Source organism: Pseudomonas sp. GW822-FHT04H02, from assembly GCF_058800645.1.
In genome coordinates, this window is sequence record NZ_JBXAMM010000001.1 from 1324601 (window position 1) to 1337315 (window position 12715).

General features: G+C 67.1%; 11 protein-coding genes. 2 read left to right on the forward strand and 9 right to left on the reverse strand.

The features are described 5' to 3' along the window. Positions 1-41: 41 nt before the first annotated feature. Positions 42-503 (forward strand): LEA/WHy family protein, encoded by a 462-nt coding sequence (locus AC1RMG_RS06015; RefSeq protein WP_011061445.1) that lies wholly within the window; start codon positions 42-44, stop codon positions 501-503. Here AC1RMG_RS06015 and glsB read toward each other — a convergent pair whose 3' ends face one another. The 9 genes from glsB to AC1RMG_RS06060 form a co-directional block, all read right to left on the reverse strand. Then, positions 504-1412 (reverse strand): glutaminase B, encoded by a 909-nt coding sequence (gene glsB, locus AC1RMG_RS06020; protein ID WP_011061446.1) that lies wholly within the window; start codon positions 1410-1412, stop codon positions 504-506. Between the two features lie 182 nt (positions 1413-1594). After that, positions 1595-2053, reverse strand: a complete 459-nt coding sequence (locus tag AC1RMG_RS06025; RefSeq protein ID WP_125063969.1) for an REP-associated tyrosine transposase — start codon at positions 2051-2053, stop codon at positions 1595-1597. Between the two features lie 185 nt (positions 2054-2238). Next, complete coding sequence (locus AC1RMG_RS06030; RefSeq protein WP_493168671.1) at positions 2239-4029, reverse strand: dipeptide ABC transporter ATP-binding protein; 1791 nt, start codon at positions 4027-4029, stop codon at positions 2239-2241. Then, on the reverse strand, positions 4026-4871 hold the full coding sequence (locus AC1RMG_RS06035) for an ABC transporter permease (RefSeq protein WP_052470412.1): 846 nt from the start codon (positions 4869-4871) through the stop codon (positions 4026-4028). Before AC1RMG_RS06035 ends, AC1RMG_RS06030 begins: the two co-directional genes overlap by 4 nt. A 23-nt stretch (positions 4872-4894) precedes the next feature. Next, the gene (locus AC1RMG_RS06040; RefSeq protein ID WP_493168675.1) at positions 4895-5956 is read right to left on the reverse strand and encodes an ABC transporter permease; all 1062 of its coding nucleotides are present in this window, start codon (positions 5954-5956) and stop codon (positions 4895-4897) included. After that, a complete protein-coding gene (locus tag AC1RMG_RS06045) occupies positions 5949-7520 on the reverse strand; it encodes an ABC transporter substrate-binding protein (RefSeq protein WP_493168679.1) in 1572 nt (523 codons plus the stop codon). Before AC1RMG_RS06045 ends, AC1RMG_RS06040 begins: the two co-directional genes overlap by 8 nt. Before the next feature lie 10 nt (positions 7521-7530). Continuing rightward, entirely contained in the window at positions 7531-8730 is a 1200-nt protein-coding gene (locus AC1RMG_RS06050; protein WP_493168683.1) for an LLM class flavin-dependent oxidoreductase, read from the reverse strand. A gap of 187 nt (positions 8731-8917) precedes the next feature. After that, a complete protein-coding gene (locus AC1RMG_RS06055; protein WP_493168687.1) occupies positions 8918-9649 on the reverse strand; it encodes a class II aldolase/adducin family protein in 732 nt (243 codons plus the stop codon). Between the two features lie 15 nt (positions 9650-9664). Then, positions 9665-10720, reverse strand: a complete 1056-nt coding sequence (locus AC1RMG_RS06060; RefSeq protein ID WP_493168689.1) for an ABC transporter substrate-binding protein — start codon at positions 10718-10720, stop codon at positions 9665-9667. Between the two features lie 572 nt (positions 10721-11292). Here AC1RMG_RS06060 and AC1RMG_RS06065 point away from each other — a divergent pair. Next, complete coding sequence (locus AC1RMG_RS06065) at positions 11293-12540, forward strand: acyl-CoA dehydrogenase family protein (protein WP_103291222.1); 1248 nt, start codon at positions 11293-11295, stop codon at positions 12538-12540. The last annotated feature ends 175 nt before the right edge of the window (positions 12541-12715 follow it).

The following is a 12715-nucleotide window of genomic DNA, read 5'->3' on the forward strand; positions in this document are numbered from 1 at the left end:
GTGCCGGCCAGCCATTCATTTCCATTGCCGACAGGTATTCCATGCGTAGATTGATCGCCTTGACCCTGGTACTGCTCAGCCTGAGCGCTTGTGCGCTGTTGCCCAATCGCGATCCACTGGCGATCAATGTGGTGGGCATCGAGCCACTGCCGAGCCAGGATCTGGAAATGCGTTTCGCGGTGAAACTGCGTCTGCAGAACCCCAACGAAAGCCCCATCGACTACAACGGCGTGGCCCTGGACCTGGAAGTCAACGGCCGCCCCCTGGCCTCCGGGGTCAGCGACCAGCAGGGGCATATCGGCCGCTACTCGGAAGACATCCTGGTGATCCCGGTCAGCGTCTCGGCCTTCTCGGTGCTGCGCCAGACCCTGGGCCTGAGCCAGACCCAAAGCCTGGACAACCTGCCCTACGTGCTGCGCGGCAAGCTTGCCGGCGGGCTGTTCGGCACCCAGCGCTTCATCGATCGCGGGCAGCTCAGCCTGAGCAACCCCGGCGCCTGGTAACTAGAACACCGACCAGCCGATACGCTGGCTGAGCAGTTCCAGGGCCGCCATGCCCACCAGCGAGTTGCCGGCGCTGTTGAGCTCCGGCGACCAGACGCAGACCGTGAACTGCCCCGGCACCACCGCCACAATTCCCCCGCCCACCCCGCTCTTGCCCGGCAGGCCGACCCGATAGGCGAAGTTGCCGGCCTCGTCGTACAGGCCGCTGGTGGCCATGATCGAGTTGACCTGCTGGGTCTGGCGCCGGGTGAGAATCTGCTCCCCGCTGTGCTTGCAGAAGCCGTCGTTGGCCAGGAAGCAGAAGGCCCGGGCCAGATCCACGCAGCTCATGCGCAAGGCGCAGTGGCTGAAGTAACTGCGCAGCACCGCCTCCACATCATTGTGAAAGTTGCCGAAGGACTGCATCAGGTAGGCCATGGCCGCGTTGCGGGCGCGGTGCTGGTACTCCGACTCGGCCACCCGACCGTCCACCATCACCTGCAGGTTGCCCGACAGGCGCCGGACAAAGTCGCGCATGGACAAGGCCGGCGCGGCAAAGCGCGACTGGTTGATGTCGCAGATCACCAGGGCCCCGGCATTGATGAAGGGGTTGCGCGGCCGGCCACGCTCGAATTCCAGTTGCACCAGGGAATTGAACGGCTGCCCCGAGGGCTCGTGGCCCAGGCGCTCCCAGATCGCCTCGCCGGAATGACCGATGGCCTGCACCAGGCTGAAGACCTTGGAAATGCTCTGCACCGAGAACGGCGTATCGGCGTCACCGGCGCTGAACACCTGGCCGTCGTTGCCATACACGGCAATGCCCAACTGATTGGCCGGCACATCCGCCAGGGCCGGAATGTAATTGGCCACCTGGCCTTGGCCGATCAGGGGGCGGACTTCATCGAGAATCTGGTTCAACAGGTCTTGCATGTTCTGGCTCATTACCGATACGACTGCGGGGCTATGGCAGCTAGACGCACGCCAGGGCCGGCGCAGCACAGTCCACCGGCAAATGCCCCACAACCCAAGCCCCTGCAGGAGCTGGCTTGCCAGCGAAGGCGTCGGCAGATTCGCCACATGCCTTTCGGGCCCTTTCGCCGGCAAGCCGGCTCCTACAGCCAGATGGCGTCCCAGAGGGGGTAATCGTGCACGCGGGTGACCAGGCCGGCGCGAATCGGGTTGGCGACGATGTAACGGGAGACCCCCAGCAGGTTCTCTTCCCGGCGCAGTGCGCGGTCGTGGTAACCCTTTTGCCAGACGCGACCGGTTCGCTGCAGGCAAGCATTGATGTCCCGTGCGCTGCGGGATTTGATGCCGCGCATCAGGGCCGATAGCGAGCCCGTCCCCAGCGCCAGCAGCCAGTGGAAATGATCAGGCATCACCACCCAGGCCAGGGAACTGGCACGACCTTCAAGTTGGGCCTGGTGCAGTTGTCGCACCAACAGGCGGCCGATACGCCAATCACCAAAGAATGGTTCGCGGTGGTGGGTCACAGCAGTGAGCAGGTAGAGCTGGCCGGTTTGAGAGTAGCGCCCGGTACGCAGCCGGTTGCCGTGGAAGCGCTGGGGCATTGCGATGCCCTCCGTGTGACGGATACACAAGTCAAGGCTAACCCGTGGGTACGGGTGCGCCGGGGCATTGTGGATCCGGGTATTTCTGGGAGGGTCTCTTCGCCGGCAAGCCGGCTCCTACGGTTGAGAGCTGGCCTGCAGGAGCTGGCTTGCCAGCGAAGGCGGTGCAAGAGTTTCTGAAGATGTCACCCAAGCCGTGGCGAATTCTCCAGCAGGGTCCGGGTGTAGATGTGCTCGGGTCGGTCCAGCACGGCGTCCACTGCGCCCTGCTCCACCACCCGTCCCTGCTTGAGCACCAGCACCCGGTCGGCAATGGCCCGTACCACGCCCAGGTCATGGGTGACGAACAGCAGGGTCAGGCCTTCGTCTTGCAACTGGCGCAGGAGCGCGAGGATCGAGGCCTGTACCGAGACGTCCAGGGCCGAGGTGACTTCATCGCAGATCAGCAGTTTGGGTTCGCACACCAGGGCCCGGGCAATCGCCACCCGCTGTCGTTCGCCCCCGGACAGGCTGTGGGGATAGTGGTCCGCCAGGGCCGGCGACAGCGACACCCGTTGCAGCACCGCATGGACCCGCGCCCTGGCCTCGGCCCCCTGGATGCCGAAAAAGTGCTCCAGGGGTGCGCTCAGGGTCTGGTACAGGGTGTGCCGCGGGTTCAGCGCCCGATAGGGGTTCTGGAAAATGTACTGGATCTGGTGCCGCAGCCCTTTGCTCCGCTGCCGGGCCGACAGGCTCAGAGGCTGGCCGGCATACCGCACCCGGCCTTCGGCGTGCTCGCCAAGCCCGGCCAGGGCCCGGGCCAGGCTGGTCTTGCCGGAGCCGGACTCGCCCACCAGCGCCAGGCACTCCCCCGCCACCACTTGCAGGCTGACGTCGAACAGCACCTGGCGGTCATAGGCCAGGTTCAGGCCCTGCACCTCCAGCAGCGGCCGTCGTTCGCTGCCGGACACAGCCGCTTGCACCGCCACCACGGGCGCCGGCATGGGCAACGCCTGCCGATAAGGGTCGATACAGGCCACCTGGACATCAGCTGCAAGCCCTTGCAGCAACGGCTCGCCCGCTGTGCATTGGGCACGCTGGCGCGGGCACCGGGGCGCGAAGGCACACCCCGCCGGCCGCTGCCCCGGCGCCGGGGCCTGCCCAGGTATCGCCAGCAGGGGCCGGCGCTGGCCGACATCGGGAATCGCCGCCAGCAGGCCCCGGGTATAGGGGTGGGCCGGCTGGCGAAACAGCGCCTCGCGGGAGGCGCTTTCGACGATCCGCCCGGCGTACATCACCAGCACCCGGTCCACCAGGTCCTTGATCACGGCCAGGTCGTGGGACACATAGATCGCCGCCACACCCAGGCTTTTGCACAGGTGGCGCAAGGTGCCGAGGATGTGCGCCTGGGTGGTCACATCCAGGGCCGTGGTGGGCTCATCGAGCACGATCAGCCGGGGCCGCAGGACAAAGGCCAGGGCCAGCATCACCCGCTGCTGCTGGCCGCCGGACAGCTGATGGGGAAAGCGCCGCAGGAACTCGCGATCCGCCGGCAAGCCCACATCCTTGAGGGTGTCGCGGATCCGCTGCTGCCGCCCGTGGCGGCCCAGGTGCGATGGATGCACCGCCAGGGTTTCCTCCAGCAGGTCGGCAATGCGCAGCGCCGGGTTCAGGGCGGTGGCCGGGTCCTGGGCCACATAGCCGATCAGGCCGCCCCGGGCCCGGCGCAGGTCCTGCGCCGAGAGGTCCAGCAACGACTGCCCGGCCACCTCGACCCGCCCTTCGACAATCCGCGCGCCCCGCCGGGCATGGGCCAGCAGGGCCGTGGCCAGGGTGGTCTTGCCCGAGCCCGACTCCCCCACCAGGCCAAGAATTTCCCCCGCGGCCAGGCTGAAGCCGACTCCGGACAACACCTCCACGCCACCCGCCAGCTCCACCCGCAATCCCTCAACCTGCAGCACCCGGGCCTCTCGGGTCACTTCCACCACGGCGTTCATGGGCCTTTCTCCCCGATCCGCGCCTGACTGCGGCCGATGCCCTCGGCGAGGATGTTGGTGCCGTAGGCGAACACCCCGATCAGCAGCGCCGGGGCCAGCACCGCCCAGGGCTGGACCAGCAGCCCGGCCTGGTTCTCGTTGATCATCAGCCCCCAGTCGGCGGCCGGCGGCGCCACCCCATAGCCGAGGAAGCTCAGCCCCGACAGCATGCCCACGCCCCAGGTCAGCATGTTGCCGAAGTGCACCAGCAGCGGCGTGAGGATGTTCGGCAGGATTTCCCCAGAGAGGATCCGCCAGCGCGAATAGCCCATCATCTGCGCCGCCTCGACGAACTCCTGCCCCGCCACCGCCACCGCGCTGCCCCGGGCCAGGCGCACCACCCCGGGGGTGAAGGCGATGGCCACGGTGAGCACGATCAACCAGGGCGCGCGCCCCAGCATCGAAACGATCAGCAGCACCAGGATCAGGTCGGGAAAGGCCAGGGACACATCCGCCAGCCAACTGATCAACGTGTCCAGCCGGCGCCGCGAAAGGCCGGCCAGCAACCCCAGGGCGCTGCCCACCAGCAGGGCGATGGAGGCCGCCGCCAGGGACATCCACAACACCGACAGGCCCCCGCTGAGCAACCGCGAAAGCACGTCGTGGCCAAGAAAGTCATGGCCGAGCCAGGCGCCGGCAGCGGGCGCGCCGTATACCGGGCCCAGCATGTCGGTGCTGCCATGGGGCGCCAGCCAGGGCCCGAACAGCGCCAGCAGGACCACCAGCAAGGTGATGAATGCGCCCTTGCGGGTTTGCGGTTCGCCCAGCCACAGGCGCCAGCGGGAAATGCGTAAGTCGTTCATGGATAGGTTCTCATGCCGCAGGTTCAGGGAGCCTTGGGCGCCGAGCGGCGCCACCAGGGCTGGAGGCCTCGTCGGTTGCGGCGGATCAGGCCGGCCCGCCGCGCCGTACGCAACTTGGGGGTCAGCAGCACCGTGGCCAGGTCTGCCAACAGGTTGATCAGCACCACCCCCAGGGTGATCACCAGCACGATGGCCTGGATCATCGGCAGATCGCGCATCTGGATCGCCGAGTTGAGGGCGGTGCCGATCCCCGGATAGCTGAACACCACTTCCGCCAGCAGGGCCCCGCCGATCAGGGTGCGCAGGGTCAGGGCCAGCCCCTGCACCGCCGGCACCAGAGCATTGGCCAGGGTGTGGCGCCAGACGATGCGCCACTCAGGGATGCCCCGCAGCCTCGCGGCGATCACGTAGTCCGATTCCAGGGCCTCGATCATTGCCGCGCGTACCATGCGCGTCAGGTAGGGCAAGGCCGACAGGCTCAAGGCCAGCACCGGCAGTACCAGGAATTGCAGCTGGCGCCACAGTGCCAGCTGGGGGTCGAGGATCGACACCGCCGGCAGCAGGTCCATGTGGGGCATGGAAAACAGCAGCACCAGGCCAATGGCCAGAAGAAAACCCGGGGTAGCCTTGAGGAAGATCAGCAACGACAGGCTCAAGCGGTCCAGGCGGCTATCACGACGCAGGGCCAGGGTCACCCCCAGCAGCAGCGCCGCGGGCACCACCAGCGCGATGACCCCGGCCAGCAACGCCAGGGTGTAGCCCAGGCGCGCGAAGAGGACGTCGGCCACAGGCGCGCTGGAATCCAGGGACTGCCCCAGATCGCCTTCCAGGGTCTGGCTCAGCCAGTGCAGGTACTGCTCCAGCAGGGGCCGGTCCAGCCCCAGTTGCCGTTGCAGGGTGAGGATGCTTTCCAGGGGCGCATCGGGGCCAAGGATCACCCGCGCCGGGTCCGAGGGCAGCGCCTGGGTGGCGATGAACACCACCAGGCTGATGACCCAGGCCGTGAGCAGGCCGTAGCCCAGGCGGCCGACGAACCAGGACAGCCAGGCCGGGGTACGGGGCGTGTTGCGGCAGGTGTCAGGCATTGTTCAACCACATTTCGTCAAAGCGCCAGGAGGCGAAGGTCGTCTGTTCCGGCACCAGCCCGCCAACCCGCACCGAGGCCGCGTCCAGCACATCGTTGAAGCCCCAGATCAGCAGCCCGCCGCGCTGGTGCTGGATGGCCTGGGCTTCGTGCACCCATTGCCGGCGCAGTTGCAGATCGGGCTGGGCCAGGGCCTGCTGGTACAGCTGGGTGAATCGCGGGTCGTGAAAGTTGCTGCGGTTGTAGATGGCCTGGGGGGCGTCGTTGTGCAGCGCCGAGGCAAGAAAGCCCCGGGCCGGCGTGGCCCCGGGCGACAGCAGCCACTGTTCGCGCTGGGGGCCGTTGAACACCGAAGCGTCAACCTGGGTCACCTTGACCTCGACCCCGGCCCTCTTCGCCTGCTGGGCGAACACCAGCGCCGCGTTCACCCCCGGGCCCGGGGTGGTGGTCAGCTCCACCCGCAGGTCGCTGTGCCCGGCCTGACGCAACAGCGCACGGGCCTGTTCCAGGTCATGGGGCCGCTGGGCAATGCCGTGGTTGTAGGTGGGGTCGTGGGGCGAATACAGGTCATTGGCGACTCGGCCGAAACCATTGAGCCCACGGTCCACCAGCTCCTGGCGGTCGGCCAGCAGGCGGAATGCCTGGCGCACCCGCACATCCTGGAACGGCGCCTTGGCCAGATTGAGGTTGAAGCCGGTGAAAGAAGTACTCGGCGAGGCGTAGAAGCGCAGCCGCGGATCGGCCTTGAGCAGCGCGCTGTGCTCGGCCTGTACGCCGCTGGCCACGTCGATCTGCCCGGCCCGCAGCGCCGCCGCCCGCGACACCTGGTCCTTGAACTCGATGATCTCCAGTTCGTCGGCGTAGGGCTGGCCGGGCTTGTAGTAGTTCTCGAAACGGCTGTACAGCGAACGCTGGCCGGGAATGAAGCGCTTGAGCCGGTAGGGGCCAGCGCCCACCGGGTTGGTCTGCGGGTGGTAATCGGTGGGCACTATGGCACCGAAGCTGATCAGGGTTTCGTCCAGGGGAAAGAAGCTCTGGCCCTGTTTGAAGCGGATTTCGATGGTGCGCTGATCGAGCTTGCGCAGGGCCTGGCGATCGATGGCCCCCACCAGCCCGGCAAAGGGCGAAGCCAGTTGCGGGTCGGTCAGGCGCAGGATGGAAAACAGCATGTCGTCGGCGCCGATGCTCTTGCCGTGGTGGAACTCCAGCCCCGGCTTGATGCGGATGGTCCAGACGCTGGCGTCGGCATTGGGCTCGGCGAACTCCGCCAGGGCCAGCCGGGTACTGACGTCCGGGTTCCATTCCCAGAACTTGCTGTACAGCGCCCAGCCGCGAATGATCCCGCCGCCCACCGGTTTGTGGGCGTCGAGATTGCCGGACTGGTCGCCATCGATGATCCCCACCCGCAGGCGCCCGCCGCGCACCGGGGTGCCGGGCAGCAGCGGCGCGGCACCGGGCGCCGCACCGTTGTCACAGCCGCTGAGCAGGCTGCTGCCCAGCAACAGGCCGCCACCGGCGGCCAGGGAATGGCCGAGGAATACCCGGCGGGAAAATGCCTCGCTCATGGCTCGCTCCTCAGGCCTGCTCGGTGGCCTTGGCCGGTTGCCTGGCCGCCAGCGTGGCGCCCAGGCGCGGCACCTCGAAACCGTGGTCCAGGTCCAGCAGCGGGAACAGCAGGTCGGCCACCCGGTGGGCTTCGTCGATCAGCGGAAAGCCCGAAAGGATGAAGGCCGAGGTGCCCTGCTCTTCGTATTCACGAATGCGCTCGGCCACTTGCCGCGCGCTGCCCACCAGGTAGGTGCCGGCGGCGGGCCCGAGAATGTTGAAACCGAACAGGCTCGGGCCGAGCCAGACATTAGGGTAGATCTCCAGGTCCCGGGCCTTGGGCAGGCGGCCGGCGCGGATCGCCTCGACATTGCGCTGGATCTGCGGGTCGTCGCTGTGGAAGCTGCCCAGGGTTTCCCCCGGCGGCAACTGGCGTTCGATGGAAGCCCGGGCGGTCTGCAGCGAGGTGCGCTGCAGCAGTTTCTCGGCGTGGGCCCAGGCCTCCTCCTCGGTTTCCCGGACGATGATCTGCAGGCGCGTACCGAAGCTCAGCTCACGGCCGATCTTCGCCGCCTCGGCGGCCACCTTGCGGAATTTCTCGCCGAGTTTCGGCGGCGTGTCGGCAAAGCTCAGGTACACATCCAGCAACTGCACCGAATGGGCCACTCCCGGGCCGGAGGTGCCGGCGCCCCACAGCGGGATGCCGGGGCGTTGCCTCGGCGCGTGCCAGCCGCCCAGGGGATGGCCGGCCGCGGCCGGCGAGCGCGGCGCCAGCTTGACGTAGCGGCCGTCGTAGCCGTCGGTGTCCCCGGCATAGAAGCCCTGGAACGCCCGCCAGTACTCCAGGCTGAAGTCATAGCGCTCATCGTGGGGATAGTGCACCCCCAGGGTGGCCAGCCCGGCGTCACTGCCGTTGACCACGTTGAACAGCAGGCGGCCGTTGGAGAACTGATCGAAGGTCAGCGCCCATTTGGCCAGCACCGCCGGCGACAACTCCCCCGGGTGCTGTGCCACCAAAAAGCGCAAGCGCTGGGTGGCATCGATCAGCGCCGCCGAGACCGCCAGGCTTTCATTGGGGCTAGAGCCCAGCAGCGAACCGTAGTAGCCCAGGCGATCGCTGGCCACCGCCAGTTGCTTGAGGTGCTGGAAATCGGTGTTCCAGCGCCCTTCCGGCTCCCAGGGATAGGGGCCGTCGGGGGTGGTGAGGTACCAGAGAATCTTGACTGCCATGTAGCTGTTCCTTGAATGATTGAAGCCTGTACAGCCATCGCTGCCCCGCCCACCGACCACCCCCACCGCGTAGGAGCCGGCTTGCCGGCGAAGAGGCCCTCAAGCCTTGTATCGCCCTTGCGGGCGCTTTCGCTGGCAAGCCAGCTCCTACAACAGCTCCGATAGCCGCTGCCCGGGGGGCGGCAGGTCAGCTGCGGCGGTCGATGGCGGGCACCAGGCCCAGTTCCGTGGCGCGCTCGTACAGGCCGCTCATCTTCCATTGCTGGGTCAGTACGCCTGGGCCATAAGGGCGGGAGCCACCCAGGGCGTCGGCCAGCAGTTGCAGTTGCGCGCCTTCTTCCAGCAACAGGATGAATTCCGCCGTGGCCCGCAGGCCCTGCTTGCCCCATACCGTGGAGCCGCCGTTGGCTTCGAGAATCGCCAGGTTGAAGGGGTTCTGGTCAATGCTGTCGAGGATGAAGTCCACCTCGGGCTGGCGCCGGTCGATGTACACCGGCAGCTCCCGGGCCAGCTGGTAGCGCTGCACCGGCACATAGTGGAACGGCAGCGTGCGGTGGGTCTGGGCCCAGGCGCCCAGGTACGGCGAGTGCACGTGGGACACGGTGGTGATGTCGGCATGCTGCTGGAACAGCTTGGTATAGCGTCCCAGGCCGCCCTTGCCCTGGCCCAGGATCACCTTGCCGGCAAAGTCGGTGACCGTGGCCTGCAACGGTTTGCGGTAGTTCCACGGGCCGCCGTAGTTCACCGAGACCAGCAGTTCCTGGCCCGGTACCCGCTCGATGAAGCCCACGGTGCCGTTGGCGGTGATGGTCTGGGTTTCGCGGAACACGGTGAATGCCTGTTCGGCCTCCAGCAGCACCTGATCGATGAAGGCCTGCAGTTCCTGGGTAATGGGTTGTTCGTTGATCAATACGGTCATGGCGATTCTCCGGGTTCAGGCGCGGCGCTGGGCCAGCAGTTCATGGGCGGCGTGCAAGGGACGTGGGTCGACCCAATCGGCGATGGCGAAATCCCGTTCCAGGAAGCCATGGCGATAGAGGAAGTTTTTCTGGATATCGAGGAACTCCAGGCGCTGGGGCGACAGGTCCGGCGCCAGGGTGGTGTGGAAATCGCCGCGGTAGGCCTCATTCACCCCGGCACTGCCGGCCCGGGTTTCCTCTTCCAGGATGGCGTTCAGGGCCGGCCGGTTGTGGGCCGCCCAATCGGCGGCGCGCAGGGTCTGGGCGAGAAAGCGCACCACCAGGTCGAAGTGATTGTCCAAGAGGCTCTGGTGCACGGTGATCGGTCGCGGCGTGCCGTTGTTGATGCGGTAGCGCGGCTCGGCGATCAGGTCCAGGTCGATGCCCACCACCAGCCCCAGGCGCCGCGCGGCATCGGCGGCGGCAGCCCCCTTGACGTAGACCGCGTCCACCTCGCCGCGCACTAGGTAGTCCAGGCCGGACCACAGGCGCTGCAAACCTTCCTGGGGCGTCGCCGCACGCTCCTGGTCCTGCAGCGCCACTTCCACCAGCTCGACATCGTCGAAACCCAGGCCCGCCAGGCTCAGGGCGCCCTTGTAGCCGTGCAGGCTCATGGCCCGGGCGATGCTGCCCGGGCGGTTTTCGCCCCAGGCCGGCAGCGCCAGGCGCTTGCCCTTGAGGTGCTCGGGGCGGCTGATGCCGGAATCCGGGCGCACCAGCAAGGTTTGCCATTCCTCGATCCAGGTCAGGCCGATCAGCCGGCTGGGGGAAGCGGCGGCGCGGGCAGCCAGGGCCGGCACGTTGCCGCCCTCGCGAAACAGCCCGGGCAATTGGTGATCGTAATGGTGATGGCCCAGTTGCCGAGCTTCCTGCAGGGTCGCGACCGGCAGGCCGTCGGCGGCAAACTCCTCGCTGAGCCAGCCCAGCTTGTAGGCGATCCCGGAAGCCGTGGGCACCGGGCAGCGGGTGAACCAGATCTGCTCCAGTTCAGGCTGGGCAGCGGACGTGGGCAATGTGGCGGCAAGCGTCATGAACGAGTTCCTGTGCAATGGCTGTTGCCAGGGCTATTGCAGCGCCTGTGCCAACCGGGCAAGGCCCCGGATTACGGGGCCGGGGCCGCTGCCCGCGAAACCGGCACCTCGCCGACTGCTGCCCGACCAGCAGCATTGCGCGGCGACTGCTGCTGTCGGAGCAACGGGCCGACGAGCATTGCTGCTGGAGCAGCAGCAGGCGTTTTAGCACCCATTGCGCACCCGCCCGCCAGCCTTGTCGCACAAGGCCTGCAACGGATTTTCAGCACACTGAAAAGGCCCTGGCGCAGAACTTGCTCAAGCCTCCTCAAACCCAGCCCTTTTTCGTAGGAGCTGGCTTGCCAGCGAAGGCGTTGCCAAGACCGGCGCCAGGCTCAAGGACCTCTTCGCCGGCAAGCCGGCTCCTACGGATCAGGCCGATACACACGCCCCTGTAGGAGCTGGCTTGCCAGCGAAGGCATTGCCAAGACCGGCGCCAGGCTCAAGGGCCCTTTCGCCGGCAAGCCGGCTCCTACGGATCAGGTCGATACACACGCCCCTGGGGGCAGATTTCTTCAGATAGAGGTACCAGCATGAGTAGCGTTCAAGCCCTTCCTGTCACTCCGGTCCGTGTCCTGGGCAGCGAGGCCGAAGCCATCGCCGTGGCCCGGGAAATCGCCACGGAAATCGCCGCCATCGCCGCCGACAGCCAGGCCAACGGCCAGTTGCCGCGGCGCCAGGCGCAGTTGCTGTCCGACAGCGGCCTGACCGCCATCGGTGTGCCCAAGGCCTTCGGTGGCCTGGGGGCCTCGGTGGCCACCATCGTCGAAACGGTGCGCCTGATCTCGGTGGCTGATGGCGGTGTGGGCCAGTTGCTGCAGATCCACAACGTGATGCTGCGGGGCATCTTCAACGGTTACCCGGATGCCGTGCGCGACCGCGTGGTCAGCGACGTGCTGGCCGGCAAGCGCCTGGGCAATGCCCTGGCGGAGGTCGGCGGCAAGAACAAGTTCGCCCTCAAGACCCGTATCGAGCGCCGCGCCGACGGCAAGCTGATCCTTAACGGCAGCAAGTTCTACTCCACCGGTTCCTACCTGGCCGAATGGATTTCCCTGACCGCCGCCAGCGAAGAAGGCGGCGCCGGGGTGCTGCTCAACCGCAACGCTCCGGGCCTGACCCTGGTGGACGACTGGCATGCCTTCGGCCAGCAGAATTCGGTCAGCGGCACGGTGCTGTTCGACAACATCGAACTGGACGAAGACTTTGTCTCGCCGCGCAAGGGCCCGATGAAACGCACCGGCCTGACCTTCCCGCAGATCCTCCATGCAGCCATCGACACCGGGATCGCCGCCGGAGCCCTGGGGGCCGCGGTGGACTACCTCAAGCAGCACGCCCGGCCCTGGGTGGAAAGCGGCGTCGACCACGCCAGCGAAGAGCCGCACATCATCAAGCAGATCGGTGAATACGCCGTGGCCCTGCGTGCTGCCGAATCCTTGCTGCGCGATGCCGCGCGGGTGTTCGACGAACACGAGCAGGACCCGGACAACAAGGAACTGCAAGATCAGTTGATCCTGTCCGTGGCCACCGCCCGGGCCCATTCCGACAGCGCCTCGCTGAAGATCTCCAGCGACATCTTCTCGCTGTTGGGGGCCAGTTCCTCCCTGAGCAAATGGAACCTCGACCGCTTCTGGCGCAATGCCCGGGTGCACACCACCCACGACCCGATCCGCTGGCGCCTGCACCACGTGGGCAACTACTACCTCAACGGCGTCGACCCGGGCGAATACACCGCGATCCTCAACGCCAAGGAGCAACAGGGCGCGACCCGCCCCGCGCCATAACCCCAACCACCGCCATCCCTCGTAGGAGCTGGCTTGCCAGCGAAAGCGTCCTCAAGACCGACACAAGGCTCGGGGGCCTCTTCGCCGGCAAGCCGGCTCCTACCAATAACCATGGCATCACGCACACCGTAGGAGCTGGCTCGCCAGCGAAGGCGTCCTCAAGACCGACACAAGG